Origin of the sequence: Erythrobacter sp. HL-111 (genome assembly GCF_900105095.1) — a bacterium.
Taxonomy (GTDB): domain Bacteria; phylum Pseudomonadota; class Alphaproteobacteria; order Sphingomonadales; family Sphingomonadaceae; genus Erythrobacter.
This window is the reverse complement of record NZ_LT629743.1, coordinates 2,820,944-2,840,228: the sequence shown is the minus strand read 5'-3', so window position 1 is coordinate 2,840,228 and position 19,285 is coordinate 2,820,944. Positions and strand designations below refer to the sequence as shown.

At 68.7% G+C, this 19,285-nt stretch carries 16 protein-coding genes; 8 read left to right on the top strand and 8 right to left on the bottom strand.

What is annotated here, in order from left to right; translation table 11 throughout:
- Positions 1–5: 5 nt before the first annotated feature.
- Both BLU08_RS13380 and BLU08_RS13375 read right to left on the bottom strand, forming a co-directional pair.
- A complete protein-coding gene (locus tag BLU08_RS13380; RefSeq protein WP_090200215.1) occupies positions 6–1,547 on the bottom strand; it encodes an acetyl-CoA acetyltransferase in 1,542 nt (513 codons plus the stop codon).
- Between the two features lie 10 nt (positions 1,548–1,557).
- Complete coding sequence (locus BLU08_RS13375) at positions 1,558–2,826, bottom strand: acetyl-CoA C-acetyltransferase (RefSeq protein ID WP_090200213.1); 1,269 nt, start codon at positions 2,824–2,826, stop codon at positions 1,558–1,560.
- Between the two features lie 146 nt (positions 2,827–2,972).
- On the opposite strand from BLU08_RS13375, the gene BLU08_RS13370 reads away from it, so the two are divergent.
- Positions 2,973–3,746, top strand: coding sequence for a crotonase/enoyl-CoA hydratase family protein (locus BLU08_RS13370; protein ID WP_090200211.1), 774 nt, complete (start codon positions 2,973–2,975; stop codon positions 3,744–3,746).
- A 150-nt stretch (positions 3,747–3,896) separates the two neighbouring features.
- Entirely contained in the window at positions 3,897–5,060 is a 1,164-nt protein-coding gene (locus BLU08_RS13365) for an acyl-CoA dehydrogenase family protein (protein WP_090200208.1), read from the top strand.
- Positions 5,061–5,288: 228 nt separating this feature from the next.
- Here BLU08_RS13365 and BLU08_RS13360 read toward each other — a convergent pair whose 3' ends face one another.
- Both BLU08_RS13360 and BLU08_RS13355 read right to left on the bottom strand, forming a co-directional pair.
- Complete coding sequence (locus BLU08_RS13360) at positions 5,289–7,862, bottom strand: TonB-dependent receptor (protein WP_172801039.1); 2,574 nt, start codon at positions 7,860–7,862, stop codon at positions 5,289–5,291.
- A 228-nt stretch (positions 7,863–8,090) separates the two neighbouring features.
- Positions 8,091–10,127 carry a TonB-dependent receptor gene (locus BLU08_RS13355; protein WP_090200206.1) on the bottom strand — a complete coding sequence of 679 codons (2,037 nt, stop codon included), beginning with the start codon at positions 10,125–10,127 and terminating at the stop codon, positions 8,091–8,093.
- Between the two features lie 130 nt (positions 10,128–10,257).
- Here BLU08_RS13355 and BLU08_RS13350 point away from each other — a divergent pair, with 130 nt between their 5' ends.
- The 4 genes from BLU08_RS13350 to BLU08_RS13335 all read left to right on the top strand — a co-directional run bounded on the left by BLU08_RS13350 (position 10,258) and on the right by BLU08_RS13335 (position 14,732).
- The gene (locus BLU08_RS13350) at positions 10,258–11,766 is read left to right on the top strand and encodes an NAD(P)/FAD-dependent oxidoreductase (RefSeq protein ID WP_090200204.1); all 1,509 of its coding nucleotides are present in this window, start codon (positions 10,258–10,260) and stop codon (positions 11,764–11,766) included.
- Between the two features lie 186 nt (positions 11,767–11,952).
- Positions 11,953–12,714 (top strand): molybdopterin-binding protein, encoded by a 762-nt coding sequence (locus BLU08_RS13345; RefSeq protein ID WP_090200202.1) that lies wholly within the window; start codon positions 11,953–11,955, stop codon positions 12,712–12,714.
- Between the two features lie 58 nt (positions 12,715–12,772).
- Complete coding sequence (locus BLU08_RS13340) at positions 12,773–13,747, top strand: polysaccharide deacetylase family protein (RefSeq protein ID WP_090200200.1); 975 nt, start codon at positions 12,773–12,775, stop codon at positions 13,745–13,747.
- A gap of 10 nt (positions 13,748–13,757) precedes the next feature.
- A complete protein-coding gene (locus tag BLU08_RS13335) occupies positions 13,758–14,732 on the top strand; it encodes a GNAT family N-acetyltransferase (protein WP_233995994.1) in 975 nt (324 codons plus the stop codon).
- Here the strand turns inward: BLU08_RS13335 and BLU08_RS13330 are convergent.
- The 4 genes from BLU08_RS13330 to rplK form a co-directional block, all read right to left on the bottom strand.
- Positions 14,691–15,008: a hypothetical protein gene (locus BLU08_RS13330; protein WP_090200198.1), complete on the bottom strand. Its 318-nt coding sequence runs from the start codon at positions 15,006–15,008 to the stop codon at positions 14,691–14,693. The genes BLU08_RS13335 and BLU08_RS13330 overlap by 42 nt on opposite strands.
- Positions 15,009–15,266: 258 nt before the next feature.
- On the bottom strand, positions 15,267–15,533 hold the full coding sequence (locus tag BLU08_RS13325) for a hypothetical protein (protein ID WP_090200195.1): 267 nt from the start codon (positions 15,531–15,533) through the stop codon (positions 15,267–15,269).
- A gap of 217 nt (positions 15,534–15,750) precedes the next feature.
- Positions 15,751–16,443, bottom strand: a complete 693-nt coding sequence (gene rplA / locus BLU08_RS13320) for a 50S ribosomal protein L1 (protein ID WP_090200193.1) — start codon at positions 16,441–16,443, stop codon at positions 15,751–15,753.
- Between the two features lie 4 nt (positions 16,444–16,447).
- Entirely contained in the window at positions 16,448–16,879 is a 432-nt protein-coding gene (gene rplK / locus BLU08_RS13315; RefSeq protein ID WP_090200191.1) for a 50S ribosomal protein L11, read from the bottom strand.
- A 266-nt stretch (positions 16,880–17,145) separates the two neighbouring features.
- Here rplK and BLU08_RS13310 point away from each other — a divergent pair, with 266 nt between their 5' ends.
- Together BLU08_RS13310 and BLU08_RS13305 are read left to right on the top strand one after the other, a co-directional pair.
- On the top strand, positions 17,146–18,024 hold the full coding sequence (locus BLU08_RS13310) for a cupin-like domain-containing protein (RefSeq protein ID WP_090200189.1): 879 nt from the start codon (positions 17,146–17,148) through the stop codon (positions 18,022–18,024).
- Positions 18,024–19,226 (top strand): GNAT family N-acetyltransferase, encoded by a 1,203-nt coding sequence (locus BLU08_RS13305; RefSeq protein WP_090200186.1) that lies wholly within the window; start codon positions 18,024–18,026, stop codon positions 19,224–19,226. The genes BLU08_RS13310 and BLU08_RS13305 overlap by 1 nt, the downstream gene beginning before the upstream one ends.
- Positions 19,227–19,285: the final 59 nt, after the last annotated feature.

Genomic DNA, 19,285 nt, shown 5'->3' with positions numbered 1-19,285 from the left:
CGCCCCTACAATCCCGGCATCGGGGCGAGGCGGCCGATGGTCCGCCCGCGTTCGTCGGTTTCGAGCGCGAGCGTATCGCCGAAGGGTTCCCCGCTCTCGAACAGCTCGCGGGTCGCCTCGTCCGACAGGTCGGCGTTCCCGATCACGCGTTCGCCCGTCTCGCCCCGGCCGATGAAGATCGCATCGCTGGCGGACTTGCCGTGGTTGATCGTGTAGGTTTCGACCGTGGCGCGCTGGCCCGGCTCCCGGGCGAGCGGGACCGCGTCCTGCGCCAGCGGCAGCTTCTCGAAACGGTCATTCGCGGACCAGTCGGCCGGCGCCGTCGAATAGATGCCGGTGGCGTATTTGCTCATCCAGCCGCCATTCGCCCCGACCAGCGCGAATGCGCCCGGATCGCGCCGGGCGCGGTCGACCGCCTCGGCAATGGCGTGGGCGGAATAATTGTTTCCCGCCCCTCCGAAGAAGGGCAGCCCGCCGGTCAGGGTCAGCCCGCGCGGATCCTCGATCGAAAGCCCGAAATGATCGACCTGGTTGAACACGGGGATCGCAAAGCAGGAATAGAAATCGATATGGCCGATATCCTCGATCCCTTTGCCCGCCCGCGCGAGCGCCGCTTCGACGCTGGCGATGGACGCGGGCGCGGCGGAAAGATCGGGGCGCTCGGACAGCTTCAATTCGCTCGCGGCGCAGACGGCGTGGATGTGGACCCACCTGTCCTCCGGCACGCCGAGTTCGCGCGCCAGCCCCACGCTCGCCACGATGATGGCGGCGGCCTGGTTCACCTGGTCGCGCGCGACAGTCATGCGCGGATAGGGCTCGGCGACGATGCGGTTGCGCTCGGTTACCGTCGCGAGTTCCACGGCGCTGCGCTGGACCGGCGCGGCGGCGTGCGGATTGGCGGCGGCGATGCGGGTGAAGGGCTCGAACAGCTTGCCGATCTCGAGCCTGTATTCCTCGAGGCTCTTGCCGAGCTTCGCCCGCCGCGCGTTCTCGGCCAGCGCATAGAGCGGGATCGCGCCGGATGCGCCGTGGGCGAACAGGGCGGGTTCCAGCAGGTCCTCGATGCCGTAGCCCCGGTCCTCGAAGTCGCCGCCGACCTCTTCCGACCAGTCCGGCGTCTCCCCCTTCGCGGCCAGCGCGAGCACGGTCGAGATCGCTTCCGAACCGACCACCACGGCGCAGCGCGAATCGCCCGCCGCGATGGCGCTCGCGAACTCGCCGACGAGCTGCTGATTGGTCTGCCCGCCGGTCGGCGTCAGGATCGCGCGCGCCGGGTCGGCGCCGACGCGCTGCGCGATCGCGCGCGGGATGTTGTCGGGCGCGCCGAAGGGCGGCTCCTTTCCCGGGCGCGACATCTCGAAAGCGCGGATCGCGGCGAGCGTGTCGATGGCCTCGGCCACGGACCCGCTCGCCCCGCTGTCCGCGATCGCCGCCGACAGCGCCCGCCCGGCAAGGTCCATGTAGTTGAGACCCGCGTAGCCCGGCTCCCCGACCCGTTCGGAATATTGCCCGACCCCGATGACGACGGGCGTGCTGTCGGCGACCATTGCTCCGGTCCTAGTCCGCGAAGCCGTCGACGCGTTCGACGATGATCGCGGGCGCCATGCCCCCGGCGGCGCACATGGTGACGAGGCCGGTCCTGAGGTCGCGGCGTTCGAGTTCGTCGATGATCGTCCCGATCAGGATCGACCCCGTCGCGCCGATCGGGTGGCCCAGCGCGATCGAGCCGCCGTTGACGTTGACCTTGTCCCAGTCGAGCCCGAGATCGCGCACGAACTTGGCCGCGACGACCGCAAAGGCTTCGTTGATCTCGAACAGGTCGATGTCCTCGAGGGTCATGCCGGCCTTCTTCAGCACCTTCTTCGCCGCCGGGACCGGAGCGTTGAGCATCAGCGTCGGGTCATCGCCCATGTTCGCCGTCGCGACGATCCGCGCGCGGGGTTTCAGGCCGTGCTTCTGCGCGTATTCCTTGCTGGTGACGAGCACCGCGGCCGCCCCGTCGACCACGCCCGAGGAATTGCCGGCATGGTGGAAATGCTCGATCTTGAGGTCCGGGTATTTCCGGTTGATGAGGCTGCGGAAAGTCGTGCCGTCCTGGTCGAGCGGCACGTCGGCGATCTTGGTGAAGGCGGGCTCGAGCTTGGCGAGATCCTCCATCGTCGTCTGCGGGCGCGGATATTCCTCGCGGTCGAGCACGACATTGCCGTCATCGTCCACCACCGGCACGACCGACCTGGCGAAACGCCCCTCGCCGATCGCCTCCGCCGCGCGCTGCTGCGAGCGGTAGCCGACCTCGTCCAGCTCCTCGCGCGTGAAGCCTTCCATCGACGCGATCGCATCGCCGCAAACGCCCTGGTGCGACTGCGGATGCACGCGCTGGAGCCGCTCGTTGTAGCTGCCCATCATCGGCGGCTTGAGACCCGCCTGCATCTTCTCCTTCGCCATGGCGGCGGTGAGGCTCATCATCTCGGTCCCGCCGGCGACGATGCAGTCCTCCATCCCGCTCATCACCTGCGCCGCGGCGAGGTTCACGCTGGTGATCCCGCCCCCGCAGAAGCGGTCGAGCGTGGTGCCGGACGAGGTGATGTCGTAGCCCGCGTCGAGCGCGGCCATGCGCCCGAGGTCGCCCGCCTGCATCCCGTCCTGCGTCGAAACCGACCAGATCACGTCGTCGACGGTCGAGGTGTCGAGCCCGTTGCGCTCCGCGATGGCTTTCAGAACGGTCGCGGCGAGATGCTGCGGGTGCTGCTCGGCCAGCGCGCCCTTGCCCTGCTTGCCGATCCCGCGCGGGGTGCGGACTGCGTCGATGATGTAGGCTTCGCCCATGGTTCAGGTATCCTCTTTGCTTGAGACAGGTTTGGCTCGGTGAACGGATTAGCGAAATCGCGGTTGACGTTTCCGTAAGCCCACTGCACCACTCGCACAAGAATTCAGTTGCAATTCGAAACGCCGAAATTTGATAGGAGAGCAAATTGAGCGACACCGAAACCCCCGAGGTCCTGACCGAAGTCGACGACGGCGTGCTGATCGTCACGATCAACCGTCCGGAGGCGAAGAACGCCATGTCCAAGGCCGCGGCCGAAGGCATCGCGGCGGCCATGGACCGGCTCGATTCCGAGGACGACCTGCGCGTCGGCATCCTGACCGGTGCGGGCGGGACCTTCTGTTCGGGGATGGACCTCAAGGGCTTCCTGCGCGGCGAAAGCCCGACGGTCGAAGGGCGCGGTTTCGGCGGCGTGGTCCAGGCCCCGCCCGCCAAGCCGCTGATCGCCGCGGTCGAGGGCTATGCGCTGGCCGGCGGGCTCGAACTGATGATCGCGTGCGATCTCGTCGTGGCCAATGCGGGCGCGAAATTCGGCATTCCCGAGGTCAAGCGCGGGCTCGTCGCGGCGGCCGGCGGGGTGATGATGCTGCCCGACCAGATCCCCGAACGAATCGCGATGGAACTCGCGCTGACGGGCGATTTCATCGATGCAAGCCGCGCCTATGAAATCGGCCTCATCAACCAGGTGACCGACGGCCCGGCGCTCGACGCGGCCAAGGCGCTCGCCGCGAAGATCGCCGCCAACGGCCCGCTCGCCGTCAAGGTGTCGAAGCAGGTGATGAAGGAATCGCGCGGCTGGGCGATGGAGGATCGTTACAAGAAGCAGGGCGACCTGATCGCCCCGGTCTTCGTTTCCGAGGACGCGCGCGAAGGTGCCGCTGCCTTCGCCGAGAAGCGCAAGCCGAACTGGAAGGGGAAATAAGAGTCTTTTGATTGCGTGTGCCGGGCCGCCCGCTCAACCGCCCTTCCGCCCTTGAGTATACCACTCCGGGAGAACGGGCCGGGAGCGGGCGGCCCGGTGCCACGGATCGGCCGGATGGCCGATCCGGCCGAGTGAAACGAGGAGAGAGAAATGCCCGTCATCGACGTACCCCAGCCCGCTTTCATGGAGGACGAGGAAATCTCGATCTTCGCCGATGCCGTGGGCAAGTTCTACGCCCAGCACGCCCCCGAAAAGCGCATCCACAAATGGCGCGAGGACGGGCAGGTCGAACGCGAATTCTGGCGCGAGGCGGGCGCGGCGGGCCTGCTCGGCGTCTCGGTTCCCGAGGAATACGGCGGCCACGGCGGCGATTTCCGGCATGACATGGTGGTGATCGATCAGCAGGCCAAGCACGGCGTCGAAGGCTTCGCCGCCTCGCTCCACAACACCATCATCCTGCCCTACCTGGTGCGCCACGGGACCGAGGAGCAGAAGAAGAAGTATCTCCCCCGGCTCGTCACCGGCGACCTCGTCAGCGCGATCGCGATGAGCGAACCCGATGCGGGCTCGGACCTCCAGGCGATCAAGACGACCGCGTTGAAGGACGGCAACGGGTACCGCCTCAACGGGTCGAAGACCTGGATCTCGAACGGGCAGCTCGCCGATTTCATCATCGTCGTCGCCAAGACCGATCCGTCCGAAGGCGCGAAGGGCATTTCGCTGCTCCTGCTCGAAACCGAGGGCGCGGAAGGGTTCCAGCGCGGGCGCAAGCTCGACAAGATCGGGCTGGATGCGCAGGACACCTCCGAACTGTTCTTCGACAACGTCTTCATTCCCGCCGACAATCTGCTCGGCGGGGTCGAGGGGCGCGGGTTCTACCAGCTGATGGGCGAACTGCCGCAGGAACGCCTGGTGATCGCGATGGGCGCGATGACGGGGATCGAGAAGGCGCTCGAGGTGACGGTCGAATATGTCAAGAACCGCAAGGCCTTCGGCAAGACGATCTGGGACTTCCAGAACACGCAGTTCACCCTCGCCGACCTCAAGGCGCGCGGCACGGCGGCACGGGTGTTCGTCAACGACTGCATCGCCAAGCTGCTCGAGGGCAAGCTCGACGTGGCGACCGCGAGCATGGCGAAATACTGGGTGACCGAACTCCAGTCGGAAGTGGTCGACAAGTGCCTGCAGTTCCACGGCGGAGCGGGCTACATCAACGATTACCCGATCGCCCGGATGTACCGCGACACCCGCATCGCGCGGATCTATGGCGGCTCGAACGAGATCATGAAGATGCTGATCGCGCGTTCGATGTGAGCGCCCGCGCCCGGCCGGGGGCACGTCCTCGGTGCTGTTCCGGCTCTGCCCCGGGCACCTGCGGTGCGGCCGCGGGCCTTTGCGGCTGCGGCGCAGCCGGCTGTCTGGTCGCCCACGGGGCAGGCAGAACGCTCGGTCGGGGACGCGCTCCTTTCGCCTGAGGGCAGACAGGAAAAAGGGGCGACCCGGGCAACCGGGCCGCCCCGCTTTCGTTCCTGACGCCGCGCCTCAGAACCGGGCGCGCAGCACCACCCCGTAGGTCCGCGGCTGCAGCGGGAAGGCCGACCGCGAATTCGCCGCGCCGCTCCCGCGCAGGGTGGTGTTGAAGGTCACCCCGCGCGCCACGTTGTCGGTGAGGTTGTTGACGAAGCCCTCGATCGAATAGGCCCCGTCGTTGAAGCGAAGCCCGGCGCGCAGGTTGATGAACTCGTTTCCGTCCTGCACGTCCGCGATGATGAGCGGGGCCGCGTCGATCGCCGCCTCCAGGCTGCCCGCCGCGGCGATCGCTGCCGCATCGGGCGGGACGATGCCCTGGGTCGAGGTGCGCTGGTCGCTCTCGATCCGGATCTGGCCCGACAGGAAGAATTCGGTCGAGGCGTCGATCGGCTTTTCCCACAGCCCGCCGAAGATCGCGATCACCTGCGGCGCGTTGGTCAGATCGAACCCGCACAGCGAGGCGACGATCGCGACATCCGCCTGATCGCCCGCGCAATCCTCCGGATAGCTCGCGTCGAGCACGGTCGCGGCGGCGTTGAAGGTCAGTTCGGGATGCGGTCGGATGACGCTCTCGATCTCGACGCCCTTCGATTCGGCCAGCGGCACGTTGAAGGTCTCGAACGCGGTGCCGGTGAATTCGAGCACCTGGAAGTTCTGGAATTCCTCGTAGAAGGCGGCGAGGTTGAACGTCACCGCATTGTCGAGGAACCGGCTCTTGAGGCCGACTTCGAAAGCGTCGACCTCTTCCGAAAGGAAGGTCGGGTCCGCCCCGCCCACCGCGGCGGTGGTGTCGAGGTTGATCCCGCCCGCCTTGTAGCCGCTGGTGAAGCTGCCGTAGAGGTTCACTTCCGGGCTCACTTCATAGCCGAGCCGGATCGTGTAGATCAGTGCCTCGTCGTTGAAGTTTTCCTGGAAGGTCCGCGGCAGCGGCAGCGCGGCGGCCTGCGGCAGGTCGGCCGGTGCGGTGAAGCCGAAACAGCCGATCCCGATGAAGGGCGGCACGAGCGCCGGGTCCGCCCCGCCGATCGCGTCCAGCGCGGCGAGCGTCGCCGGGCAGACCTGGTTGTTCACCGCGGTCTGGGTGAAGCCGCCTTCCTTGTCCTCCCAAGAATAGCGCGCGCCGACCGTGAATTCGAGCCCGCGGGCGATTTCCAGCGTGTTGTGCGTGAATACCGAATAGCTCTGCGCGCTCTGCTGGAAGCGGTTGGTGTTGGTTGTACCCGCCGGGTCGACGCCGGTGAACAATTGCAGCGGGTCCGGCCCGAGCGCCCCCTGGAGCAGCGCGGCGAAATTGCCCTCGAAATCGGTGCCGATGCCGAAGTCCACCGACTGGTCGATCTGTTCGTCCGAGTAGAAACCGCCGATGATGTAGTCGAGCCTGCCCCCGAACGCCTCGCCCTGCAGCCGCAGTTCGGCGGTGATCGTCTCGAGTTCGAGGTCGATCAGGTCGACGTTGAAGATATCGAGCGCGGTGAAATCGGAATCGTAGGTCTCGTTCGATTCGAACTTGCGGTAGGACCCGATGAAGATGAGGTCCGCGCTGTCGCCGACCGGGAATTCGACCTCTCCGGTGAGGCCCCAGTTGTCGATGTCGACGATCGGCGCGAAATTGGCCGAGGCGACCCGGTCGTTCAAAGCTTCGCGGAAGACCCCGGCCTCGAACGGCGTGGTCGCGACCGCCGGCTGGCCGTTGCCGCCGTTCGCGCCGAGGCCGACCGCGGCATAGGCGCCGCCGGTCACCAGCGGCGACTGGTACAGCTCGATCGGGCTGCAGCAGCTCGACGTGCTCTTCGAATAGTCGCCGATGATGCGGCCGCGCACCCCGCCCTCGGTTTCGAAACCCAGCTGCGCGCGGACCAGCCACTGGTCGGCGTCGTTGGAATCGTCGAACGGCGTGCCGGTTTCGTCGACCAGCGTGATGAAGCCGTCGCGCTGGCGGAACGCGCCGGTCACGCGCAGCGCAAGCGCATTCTCGACGATCGGCACGTTGACCGCACCCTGCAGGCTGATCTCGTCGAAATTGCCGTAGCCCGCGTTGACGAAGCCACCCACCTCGTCGAGGTCGGGCCGGCGCGTCGTGATGTTGAGCGCGCCCGCCGAGGTGTTGCGGCCGAAGGTCGTGCCCTGCGGCCCGCGCAGCACCTCGACCCGTTCGAGGTCGACCAGTTCGGTCAGCGCGACGCCCGGGCGCGACTGATAGGTGCCGTCGATGAAGATGCCGACCGCGCTTTCGAAACCGATATTGTTCGAGGTCGTGCCGATGCCGCGAATACGCAGCACCACCGAACCCGATGCGACCTGCGCGTTGGAGGCGGTGAAGCTGGGCGCGACCGCGACGACTTCCTGGATGTTGTCGACGCCCTGGTTGTCGAGCTGCTGCGGCGAAACCGCGGTCACGGCGAGGGGAATGTCCTGCACGTCCTGCGCGCGGCGGGTGGCGGTGACGATGATGACGCTGTTATCCGTTTGGGACGCGTCGGGCATTTCGGGCATTTCGGGCGCTTCCGCGTCCTGCGCGAAAACCGGCACGGTGAACGAACTGCAGGCCAGGAGGCCGGCAGCATAGGCTGCAAGCTTACGTGTCATAGATTTCCTCTCTCCATCCCAACCGGGCCTCTTGACCTCGGGCGCGTGACGCGATGGGGAGACTATCAGCGCGTTTGCGCCTGCCAAGAGTCGCCGCGCGGCTTTTTGCAGAGAGGTGCAAAAATGCAACAAACGCTGCCGCAGCGCAGCATAAGTTCGGCAAGGCCCAAGAAACACGCGGAAAGTTGCGCGATGCGCAAGTGTGTCGCAAAGGACACGGCGCGAGCCCTAGAAGCCGTAGCGTAAACCCGCCCAGACCGTCCGCGGCACGCCGAGATCGATCGATCCGCCCGCGTTGCGGGTGACGATGTCCTCGTCGGTAAGGTTTTCGCCGCGCAGCACGACGGAAAATTCGCGCCAGACGGGAATCTCGGCGAAGGCGTCGAGAGTCGTGACCGCGGGAAGCACGTCGCTTTCCTGGTCGTCCTCGAACTGCGCGGCCGTGTGGCGCAGGGTCGCGGCCAGCCGCCAGCCCGCCGCCGGTCGCCAGGCGAGCGTCGCCGAGGCCGCGAAGTCGGGGGTCTGGGGCGGGCGGTTGCCGTCCAGCGGCAGCGCCGGCCCCTGCCCGTCAATCACGGCGTCGGTATAGGCGAGGCTGGCGTCGAGGCTGACCGTCCCGAGCGCGAGGCGCAGGTTGCCCTCGACCCCCTGCGCGTCGATCGCGGGAAGGTTGCGGCGCTGGCGCAGGTTCTCGGCGATGGTGACGTTGGCGATGGCGTTCTCCACCCGGTTGTCGAACGCGGTCAGCGAAACCGCCAGCGCTTCGCCCGCCTGCCAGTCGACCCCGACCTCGAACCCCTCGAGCCGTTCGTTCTCCAGCGCGGCATTGGCCTGCGTCACCACAGGGAAAACCACGAAGGGGCGGTAGAGTTCGTTCAGTGTCGGCAGGCGCAGCCCGGTATAGGCCGCCGCGCGCAGGCGCAGGCCGTCCGACGCCGCGTAGGCCGCGCCCGCGCGCCAGCTCAGCGTCCAGTCGGAACGGTCTTCGGCGAGGGTTTCCGCGACCAGCGCGCCCGAAGCGTCCACGGCCCGGTAGAACCCGTCGGCGATCACCGTCCGGTCGGCGCGCAGCCCGCCGGTCAGCAGCAGGCGACCGATGCTCCAGTCGTCCTCCACGAACAGGCCGAGGTTGGAATTGACCCCGCCCGCGCGCCGCCTTTCGTTGAGCGCGCCCGAAAAGGCGTTGTAGGCCTCTTCCTGCAATTCCCCGTCGGCGCGGCGGTAATCGAGCCCGAGCCGCAGGGTGTGATCCCCGCCGACCGGCGGGCGCAGCTCGAACTTGCCGCCGAGGCCGGTCGAAGGCGTGCTGCGCTGGTCGAGCACGCGGGTGAACCGGGTGGAGGAGATCACGATGTTGGAAAAATCGCGCGCCTGGACATAGGCGAGCGCATCGAAGGCCCAGTCGCCCCGCCCGACCACCCGCAGGCTCGCATCCTGGCCCTGATTGGTCGAATCCGCGCCGTCGAAGCGCAGCGTGCGGCGGTCCTCGAAGAGGTTGACCCGCGCCTGCACTTCGATCAGGTCGGCAAGCGGCGCGACCGCCCGCAGACCCGCCTGCCAATTGTCGAACGCGGCGCGCGCGCTGGCGGGGACGCGCTGGTCATCGGGCGTGGTGAAGAAGCCGCGGCCCCGGTCCCAGCGCCCGCTCGCGACCGCGAAACCCGCGCCGAGATCCTGCACCGCGACGAGGCTCGCCTCGCTCTCCTCGCGGTCGTTGACGGCGATGTTGGCGAGCAGCGGATCGAGCTGCGCTGCCCCCGCGCTTTCGAGGGCGATCGTCCCGGCGAGCGCGCCCGCCCCGAACGGCCCCGCCCCGCCGCCGCGGGTCACGCGGATGGCGCTCAGCGTTTCCGGCTGGATCGCGTTGAACGGGATGTAGCCGAAGAAGGGATCGGCGATCGGCACGCCGTCGAGGAGCACCAGCGCGCGGCTCGTCGCGTTGCCGCCCAGCGCGCGCAGGGTCGCCCCCTGTGCGGTCGGATTGGCCGAGCGGCTGTCCGAGCGGCGGAACTGCTGGAAGCCCGCGACATCGCGCAGCGCGTCCTCGATCCGGCCCGAGGCAGTGCTGACGATCCGCTCGCGCTCGATCTCGGTCACCGCATAGGCGCCTTCGGACGGGGCCTGCTCCAGCCCCCCCCCGGTGACGACGATGCGCTTGGCCCGCGCGCGGGGCTCGTCCTCCCGCGTGTCCTGCGCGGCAAGCGGGGCATGGGGGGCAAGGGCGAGGAAGGAGACGCTGGCAGCGAGCGGGCGAAGGCATTTCATGGCTCGCGCCTAGCGGCTCGCTCCGCCCGCGTCACCCGGCAATAAGTTGCGATTTGCCATGCAGGACTCGCTTTTGCGGCGCGCCTGTGGTTTTATCGCGTGCAAAAGAGAGAGAAGAGAGGAACCACCAATGCTAGCCACGCCTCCCGATGTAGACGTGCTGATCGTCGGCGCCGGCATTTCCGGCATCGGCATGGCCGCCCATATGGGCATGAAGGCCCCGCACCATTCCTATGCCATCGTCGAGCGGCGCGAGAATCTCGGCGGGACCTGGGACCTGTTCCGCTATCCCGGGATCCGTTCCGACAGCGACATGCACACGCTGGGCTTCGATTTCGAACCGTGGAAGCACGAGAAATCGATCGCAGATGCACCTGCGATCCTCGATTACCTCAACAGGATCGTCGACGAGCGCGGCATCCGCCAGCACATCCACTTCGGGATGAAGGTCGTCAGCGCCGATTTCCGCACGGACGAGGCGCGCTGGCACGTCGAGATGGAGCGCGAGGACGGCAGCCGGACGCACATGACCGCGAACTGGCTCTATCTCGGCGCGGGCTATTACGATTACGACGATCCCTATGACGCGGGCTTCGATTTCTCGGACTACGAAGGCGAGGTGATCCACCCGCAGTTCTGGCCGGAAAAGCTCGACTATGCGGGCAAGAAGGTGCTGGTGGTCGGATCGGGCGCGACCGCGGTCACCATCGTGCCCTCGATGGCCGACAGGGCGGCCAAGGTCACCATGCTCCAGCGCACGCCGACCTGGATGTTCGCGCGCCCGGCAAAGGACCGGATCGCGAACCTGCTGCGCAAGGTCCTGCCGGAGGAAATCGCCTACAGGATCACCCGGTTCAAGAACATCCGGATGCAGGACATCGGCTTCAGGACCGCGCGCGAAAAGCCCGAAAAGGTGCGCAGGAACCTCCACCAGCGGATCGAGAAGGCGCTCGGCTCCAAGTTCAATCCGGAGGATTTCACCCCGCCCTACAACCCGTGGGAACAGCGCCTCTGCCTCGTCCCCGATGACGACCTGTTCAACGCGATGAAGGCGGGCAAGGCCGAGATCGTCACCGGCCATATCGAGCGGTTCGAAAAATCCGGCGCACGGCTCACCGACGGAACGCTGATCGAGGCCGACATCATCGTCACCGCGACCGGCCTCAGGCTCGCGGTCGCGGGCAAGATCGCGGTCAGCCTCGATGGCGAGCCCGTCGCCTTCAACGAGCGGTTCTATTACAAGGGCTGCATGTTCTCGAACCTGCCCAACCTCGCGGTGGTGTTCGGCTATCTCAACGCGAGCTGGACCCTGCGCGCCGACATCAATGCGGACTACATCTGCCGCGTGCTCAACCTCCAGCGCGACAAGGGCGCCGCGATCGTAACCCCCGTCCTCACCAAAGAGGCCGAGGCGCGGATCGAGGAGGACGACGTGTTCGATTTCTCGAGCGGGTACATCCAGCGCTCCAAGCACATCATGCCGCGGAACGCCGTGCGCTATCCCTGGCGGCTCAACCAGGATTACCTTTCCGACCGCAAGGAGCTGAAGGAAAGCCCGGTCGAGGACGGCCTGCTCACCTTCACCCGCGCGGGCGCGAACGCGCGCACAAGCGACGAACAACTCGAAGCGGCGGAATAGCCCCCCGGCGCCTTTCCCGTGCAGGCGGGAACCGGGGACGGGCGGCGCCGCCCGGTCGCTCCGCTTTCCCGCTCCGGCGGCGGTGATATGTTTCGCGCGGACGGGGGCGCCGACAAAATGCCCGCCGGCGGGCCGGGCTGCGAGGAACCTCTTTAGCTCTCCCGAAAACTCGCCTAACCCCGTTGCATGAAGTCCCCCGACAAGATCTGGACCGCAGGGCTCGTCATCATCGGCGACGAGATCCTGTCGGGCCGCACCCACGACAAGAACATCGCCCAGGTCGCCAGCTGGCTGCAGGTGCAGGGCATCCGCCTCGCCGAAGTGCGCGTCGTCCCCGACGTCCAGGCGCGCATCGTCGAGGCGGTGAACGCCCTGCGCGCGGCCCATGACTACCTCTTCACCACCGGCGGGATCGGGCCGACGCACGACGACATCACCGTCGACGCCGTGGCCGAGGCGCTGGGCGTGCCGGTCGTCATCCATCCCGACGCGCGCGCGCTGCTCGAACGCTATTACGCCGACAAGGGCGGCCTCAACGAAGGGCGCCTGAGGATGGCGCGCGTGCCCGAAGGCTCCGACCTCATCCCCAACCGCATGTCGGGGGCGCCCGGCATCCGGCGGGGCAATGTCATCCTGATGGCCGGCGTGCCGCACATCACGGCAGGAATGCTCGACGCGCTCACCGGCAAGCTGGAGGGCGGCGCGCCGCTCCTGTCCGAAACCATCGGCTGCTGGGTCGCCGAAAGCGAGATCGCCCAGCTCCTGCGCGAGGTCGAACAGGCGCACGAGAATTGCCAGATCGGCTCCTACCCCTTCTTCCGAGAGGGGCGCGTGGGCGCCAATTTCGTGATCCGGTCGACCGACGCGGAAGACCTCGCCTCCTGCGTCCACACCTTGTGCGACGGGCTCGCCACCAGCGGCTACGACTTCACGCCGGGCGGGATCTGACCCTGCCGGCAGGAGGCCAAACCCCGCCTTAACCTTCGCCGCGCTATGCGCTCCGGCGATGACGCGCGTCTACATCACCATCGACACCGAGTATTCCTCGGGGCTCATGACCGGGCCGGGGCCGGCCGACCGGGCGGAGAACTACGCCCGCTCGATCGCGTGCCTCACGCCCGACGGACCGGCGGGCATCACCCACAAGCTGCGCCTGCTGGCAGAGCACGGGCAGCGCGCGGTGTTCTTCGTCGATCCCATGCCCGCGCTGGTCTGGGGCGTCGCCGCGATCGAGGACGTGGTCGCGCCGATTCTCGAGGCCGGGCAGGACGTGCAATTGCATTGCCACACCGAATGGCTGGAAATCGCGGGCGCGGCGAGCCTGCTGGCGCCCGTGGGGACGGGGCGGAACATCGCCGATTTCCCCTTCGAGGAGCAGTGCGCGATCCTGTCCTGGGCGCGCGACACGCTGGTCGCCGCCGGGGCGCCGGCACCCGTCGCCTTCCGGGCGGGCAATTACGGCGCGAACGACGACACCTTGCGCGCGCTTGCCGCGATCGGGCTGCGCTACGACACCAGCCATTGCCCGGCGCTTCCCGGCGCGAGCCGCATCGCGCTCGGCCCCGAGGACCGCGACCCGGTGCTTCGCCATGGCGTCATCGAGGTGCCGGTCGGCAGCATCGGCACGCATGGCGGCGGCCAGCGCCACGCGCAGATCACCGCGCTTTCGCTGGCCGAGATGACCTCGGCGATCCGCCATGCGAGGGACAGCGGGTCCGCCTGTTTCACCCTCGTCAGCCATTCCTTCGAACTCATCAACCGCCGCCGCCTCGCCGTTAACCGGATCGTGCGGCGCCGCTTCAACGCGCTGTGCCGCGAACTGGCGGCGATGCGCGGGGTCGAGACGGCGACCTATGCCCAAAACCCGCCCGAACCCGCGCCCGCGCCGGGGGCGATCGAGCCGCTCCCCGCCCACCCGGTCCGCACCGGGCTGCGCGTCGCGGAGCAGCTCGTCTCCAACACGCTCTACGGCGCGCTCTAGGGGTGGCGGCGTGAACGCCCCGATCGAGCCGCCCCGGCCGCGCCCCCCGATCGCGCGCGTGACGATCGATTTCACCATCGGCGCGCGCCGCATAGCGGGGGTGGAGCGGAGCCTGTCGACCTGGCGCTTCTCCCTAGTCGACGTGCTCGCCGCGGGGTCGGGCTGTCCCCTGCCCGCCTGCCCGGAGCCAGGCCCGGACGGGCTGCGCGTCCTTTCCGCGCCGCAGGCCGCCGTCCCCGCGATCAAGTCGCGCTTCGCCGGCTTCCTCGCCGGATCGCGGCAGGATTACCCGCGCCACTACATCGACATGGGACCGGCCGGCGCCGCCGATTTCGCCGCCTACATGGCGCGCTTTTCCGGCAAGACCCGCTCGACCCTCAGGCGCAAGGCCAGGAAGCTCGCGGGCGAGGCGGGTGGAATGCGGATCAGCGAACACCGTTCGCCGCGGGAGATCGAGGACTTCCTTGCGCTCGCCCTGCCGCTTTCGGCGCGGACCTACCAGGCGCGCCTGCTCGATGCGGGCCTGCCCGACACGCCCGAGGCGCGCCGCGCCATGCTGGAGGCGGCCGAGGCCGACCGGATGCGCTGCTTCCTCCTCCACGCCGGGACCGGCAGCGACGCGCGCGCGATCGCCTATCTCGCGCTCCCGGTCGAGGGGCGGACAATCGCCTATGCCCATGTCGGTCACGATCCCGACTGGGCGCGGCTTTCACCGGGCACGGTGCTGCAGATGGAGGCGCTGGAGCGGCTCTATGCCGAGGAGCGTTTCAGCCATTTCGATTTCACCGAAGGCGACGGCGCGCACAAGGCGATGTTCGCGACCGATTGCGTGCCCAGTGCAAGCTTCGTCCTGCTCCGCCCGACGGCGGCCAACCGCGCGCTGATCGCGGCGCGCGGCGGGTTCGATGCGGCGGTGGCGGGAGCCAGGGCGCTCGCCGCGCGGTCAGGCCTCCTCGCCGGAGCGCGGGCGCGCCTGCGCGCTTGAGGCGTTCTCGCGCGACGCGGCAAGCTGGCGCTGTTCGCGCAGCCGGGCGAAACGCTGGATCATGGCATCGCGTTCGGAGGCAGGCTCCCCCGGGGGCGGCGCGAAACGCAGGCGCAGCCAGAGGTAGAAGGCGCCGATGAGGGCAAAGCCCGCCGCGACCGCGCCGCCGAGCCTCAGGTCGAAGGACAGCACCATCACGAGCGCGCCGAGCGCGAAGCCGATCACGAGCCATTTGGGGTCGAACGACCAGTCCGACGTGGAAGACGGAAGTGGCATGGGATCATGTCCTTAGGAGAGGGTGGAACGCGAGACCGCGCAGCCGCCCTTTGCGGGCGTGCCGCGGCCTCGTTGACATATGTGAGGTTTTTCAGCGCCGAAACAAGACACGAAGCGATTGTTTTTAGGCCGAACGCCGCAATTCGGCATGGCCGCAGCGTGTCGGGACGACGTGGCGGCGCGAAAGGGATGCGCGCGCGGGCTCGCATCGGCAAGCAGCGAAGGATCGGCGACGCGCCGGTCCGCGTGCGGCGCTGCCTAGCGCGCCTCGCCGCGCTTCATGCGTTCTTCCTGCCTCGCCGCGATTTCCGCCTTGCGTTCGCGTTCGAGCCGGTTTTCCCGCGCGGCGCGCTCGGCGCGCTCGTAATTGGCCTTGCCGGCCGCCCTGTTCCGCAAGGTGGCCCAGGCCATGGCGAGAAACAGGCCGATCGCGCCCAGCACCGGCGCGAGGCGCGTGTCGAGCAGGAAACTGAGCGCGAAGCCGATCGCGGCCAGCGCGAAGATGAACCATGCAAAGACTTTCATCGAAAACTCCTTCGATGACTCAATGCATTGGGCGCGGCTTCTATCCGGGAAGGGCGATGCAGAGGCCGCAAGCCGCGGCGCGTGCCGTTCAAGCCGCGCTGCCCTGTTGGAAATTTCGGGTCGTCGGAACGAAACGACCGGGGCGAATGAACCAGGCGAACGAAACCCGCGGGAGCGAGGCAGCGGGAACGCGAATGCGCCCCCGCTGCGTCGAAAATCACGCCCCTTCGACCTCGGCGAGGTCGAGCTTGAGGCCCGGGCCCATGGTCGAGGTGAGCGAGACCTTGCGGACATACTTGCCCTTCGCGCCCGAAGGCTTGGCCTTCACCACCGCGTCGGTCAGCGCCTTGAAGTTCGCCTTCAGCGCCGCGTCGTCGAAGGAGAGCTTGCCGATGCCGGAATGGATGATGCCCTGCTTCTCCACGCGGAATTCGACCTGGCCGCCCTTGGCGTCCTTGACCGCCTGTTCGACGTTCGGGGTGACCGTGCCGAGCTTGGGGTTCGGCATCAGCCCCTTGGGGCCGAGCAGCTTGCCGAGCCGGCCGACGACGCCCATCATGTCGGGCGTGGCGATGACGCGGTCGTAGTCGACATTGCCGGCCTGCATGTCTTCCATCAGGTCTTCCGCACCGACCTTGTCGGCCCCGGCGGCGAGCGCCTTTTCGGCATTGTCGCCGCGCGCGAAGACCGCGACGCGGGCGGTCTTGCCCGTGCCCGAAGGCAGCGAGACCATGCCGCGCACCATCTGGTCGGCATGGCGCGGGTCGACGCCCAGGTTCATCGAGATTTCGACCGTCTCGTCGAACTTCGCCTTGTGCTCGCGCAGCAGGGCGATGGCTTCTTCGAAGGTGTAGAGCTTCTCGCGGTCGAGTTCGGCGAGGGTCTTCTGCTTCTTGGTCATGGTAGCCATCGGATCAGCCCTCCACCACGTCGAGGCCCATCGAGCGCGCGGAGCCCTCGATGATCTTCATGGCCTGGTCGATGTCGTTCGCGTTGAGATCGGCCATCTTGGCCTCGGCGATTTCCTTGATCTGGCTCGACTTGATCGTGCCCGCGCTGACCTTGCCCGGCTCCTTCGAACCCGATTTCAGCTTGGCCGCCTTCTTGAGGTAGAAGCTCGCCGGCGGGGTCTTGGTGACGAAGGTGAAGCTGCGGTCGGCATAGACCGTGATCACCGTCGGGATCGGCGCGCCCTTTTCGAGTTCCTGCGTCGCGGCGTTGAACGCCTTGCAGAATTCCATGATGTTGACGCCGCGCTGGCCCAGCGCCGGGCCGATGGGCGGCGAGGGGTTGGCGGTGCCCGCGGGCACCTGCAGCTTGATATAGCCTTCGATCTTCTTGGCCATGAGGCCACTCCTTTCGCACTGTCGAACGCACGTCCCGCCGCAAGGCGGAGAAAGGCGCTCTCCTGTTAAGCGGTCATGCGCCGCCCGATGAAAGGCGGCTCCCGCACGGATTCGCCCCGCTAAGGGCGAGGGGGCGCCAATAGCGGCTTCGCGGCGGATTGCAAGCGCAGCGGCGCGCGCCCCGGAACCCGGTTAACGCGCTTTTCACCCGCTGCGGCGATATGATGTCTCGTCAGGAGGCTAGCGCAAGAGGGTCGGTAAGGGTCATGTCGTTCATCGACGCCGTTTCGCCTCGCTCGGGAGGCGGCGCCGCGCCCCAGGTCGCGGCCGACCTCGCGCAGGACGCGGCGCGGCTCTGCCATGACCTCGCCGCCGAGCCGCTGCTGCAGCTGGACGCGCTCGCCGTCGCCGCCGCGCGCCTGCCACAGGACGCGATCGAACGCCGGGTCCACGATGCCGCCGACGGGGCGGGGTTCCGCATCCTCCCCCCGCTCGCCGACCTGCCGCAGCGCCTCGCCGAGCACGGCCCGCAGGACGAATGGGTGATGCTGAAACAGCTGGAACGCCTGCCCGAATACGCGGCGCTGTTCGCCCGGCTGATGGCCGCGCTGCCGAAGGAAGTCCTGCGCGCGACAGGTGCCCCGCAGGAGCTCAGGAGCTTCGTCTTCCTGTCCGCGCCGCATACCCACACGCCGCTCCATTTCGATGCCGAATACAATGTCCTGTTCCAGGTCGCCGGGACCAAGACCTTCGCCACCTTCCCGGCGCGCGAACCCTTCGTGACCCGCGCCGCGCGCGAAGCCTATCACCGCACGGGCGAAAACCTGCTCGAGATGACCGCCGCCCATGCGGCGGGGGAGCGGCGGCACGAACTCGCACCGGGCGATGCGCTGTTCGTGCCCTATTGCGCGCCGCACTGGGTCCGCAGCGGGCCGGCGGCGTCGATCTCGCTCTCGCTCACCTGGCAGAGCGCGTGGAGCCGCGATGTCGCCGATGCCCTGCGGATCGCGCCGATGCTGCGGCGCTGCGGGCTGGTGCTGGCCGACCCGGCGCCGACCGGCCGCCCCCCGCGCCTCGCCGCGCTGGCGAGCCGGGCGCTGCAGCGCGCTGAGCGGCTGGCCGGGCGCGGCCGGAGCCCCGGGTGATGCGCGCGGAGACGCGTTTCGCGCCTGCCCTCCCCACAGCCGTTCCGCCGGCGGCGATCCGCGGCGCGGGCGGCGCAGGGGCGCAGGCCGGGCTTTCGCTTGCGCTGCTGGCCCCCGAAGCGCTGGCGCCCGCCGAACAGGCGCGCTGGGCCCGGCTGTCGGCACGTTCGTTCGGCGGCAATGTCTTCGCGCTCGACTGGTTCACGGGCGCCGCGCTCGCCCACTGCCGGCCAAGGTTCCCGCAGGTGCGGCTGGCCGCGGTGCGGCAGGCGGACGGCGAATGGCTCGGCGCGCTGCCGATCGCGTGGGGCGCGCGGATCGGGCGCGCGCCGATCCCGCACTGGCAGGGCTGGCGCGCGACCAACCAGTTCCTCGGCGGGCCGCTCGTCGCGGCGGGGGCGGAACGGACGTTCTGGCAGGTCCTGCTCGGCGCGCTCGATGTGCGGCCGGGCGCGGGGCTCGCGCTGGTGTGCGAGGGGCTGGCCATGGACGACCCGGCGACGCTCGCGCTGCTTTCCGCGGCGGCCGGGGACGGGCGGCGGGTCTGGATCCCGCACCGCCACGAACGCCCGGCCCGCCATGCCCGAAGCGCAGCGCAGGCGGCCGCGGACAAGGTTTCGCCCGCGCTCAGGAAGGCCCGCGCGCGCCTCGCCTCGCTCGAGCGGCGGCTGGCGCGGGAGATGGGAGAGGTGCGGATCGAACGCCATCCGGCCGAGGCCGACCCGGGGGACTGGATCGCGCGCTTCCTCGCGCTCGAACGGGCCGGGTGGAAGGGCCGCGGCGGCAGCGCGCTCGCCTGCGAACCGTGCAACGCGGCGCTGTTCCGCGACGCGGTGCGCGAGGGCCACCGCCTCGGCCTCGCGCGGCTCGCCAGCCTCAGCGCGGGCGGGCAGGTGCTCGCCATGACCACGTGGTTCGTGAGCGGCGGGCAGGCCTTCGGTTTCAAGATGGCGCATGACGAAACCGCGCGCCGCCACGCGCCGGGCCGCCTGCTGATGCGGGCGGTGGCCGAAGAACTCGAAAGCGACCCCGGCCTGCCCTTCGACACCTGCAATGGCGAAGGCTCCGCGCCCGACCCGTTCTGGCCCGACCGGCGGGAGGTGATCGATTGCGTCGTGGCGATCGGATCGCCTGCCCGGCGCAAGACGCTGGCAGGTGCGATGGCGGCCGCGGCGCTGTGGCGCGAACTCGCGCGGTCCTAGGGCCTGCCCGGCATCGTGCCGAAGCTGCGGCCCGCCGGATCTCGGGCGGGTGCCCGTCG

Excerpts from the sequence above, each read along its gene's own strand:
- BLU08_RS13380 (WP_090200215.1), bottom strand. The coding sequence starts at position 1,547 with ATGGTCGCCGACAGCACGCCCGTCGTCATCGGGGTCGGGCAATATTCC.
- BLU08_RS13375 (WP_090200213.1), bottom strand. The coding sequence starts at position 2,826 with ATGGGCGAAGCCTACATCATCGACGCAGTCCGCACCCCGCGCGGGATC.
- BLU08_RS13365 (WP_090200208.1), top strand. The coding sequence starts at position 3,897 with ATGCCCGTCATCGACGTACCCCAGCCCGCTTTCATGGAGGACGAGGAA.
- BLU08_RS13360 (WP_172801039.1), bottom strand. The coding sequence starts at position 7,862 with ATGACACGTAAGCTTGCAGCCTATGCTGCCGGCCTCCTGGCCTGCAGT.
- BLU08_RS13355 (WP_090200206.1), bottom strand. The coding sequence starts at position 10,127 with ATGAAATGCCTTCGCCCGCTCGCTGCCAGCGTCTCCTTCCTCGCCCTT.
- BLU08_RS13350 (WP_090200204.1), top strand. The coding sequence starts at position 10,258 with ATGCTAGCCACGCCTCCCGATGTAGACGTGCTGATCGTCGGCGCCGGC.
- BLU08_RS13345 (WP_090200202.1), top strand. The coding sequence starts at position 11,953 with ATGAAGTCCCCCGACAAGATCTGGACCGCAGGGCTCGTCATCATCGGC.
- BLU08_RS13340 (WP_090200200.1), top strand. The coding sequence starts at position 12,773 with ATGACGCGCGTCTACATCACCATCGACACCGAGTATTCCTCGGGGCTC.
- BLU08_RS13330 (WP_090200198.1), bottom strand. The coding sequence starts at position 15,008 with ATGCCACTTCCGTCTTCCACGTCGGACTGGTCGTTCGACCCCAAATGG.
- BLU08_RS13325 (WP_090200195.1), bottom strand. The coding sequence starts at position 15,533 with ATGAAAGTCTTTGCATGGTTCATCTTCGCGCTGGCCGCGATCGGCTTC.
- rplA (WP_090200193.1), bottom strand. The coding sequence starts at position 16,443 with ATGGCTACCATGACCAAGAAGCAGAAGACCCTCGCCGAACTCGACCGC.
- rplK (WP_090200191.1), bottom strand. The coding sequence starts at position 16,879 with ATGGCCAAGAAGATCGAAGGCTATATCAAGCTGCAGGTGCCCGCGGGC.
- BLU08_RS13310 (WP_090200189.1), top strand. The coding sequence starts at position 17,146 with ATGTCGTTCATCGACGCCGTTTCGCCTCGCTCGGGAGGCGGCGCCGCG.
- BLU08_RS13305 (WP_090200186.1), top strand. The coding sequence starts at position 18,024 with ATGCGCGCGGAGACGCGTTTCGCGCCTGCCCTCCCCACAGCCGTTCCG.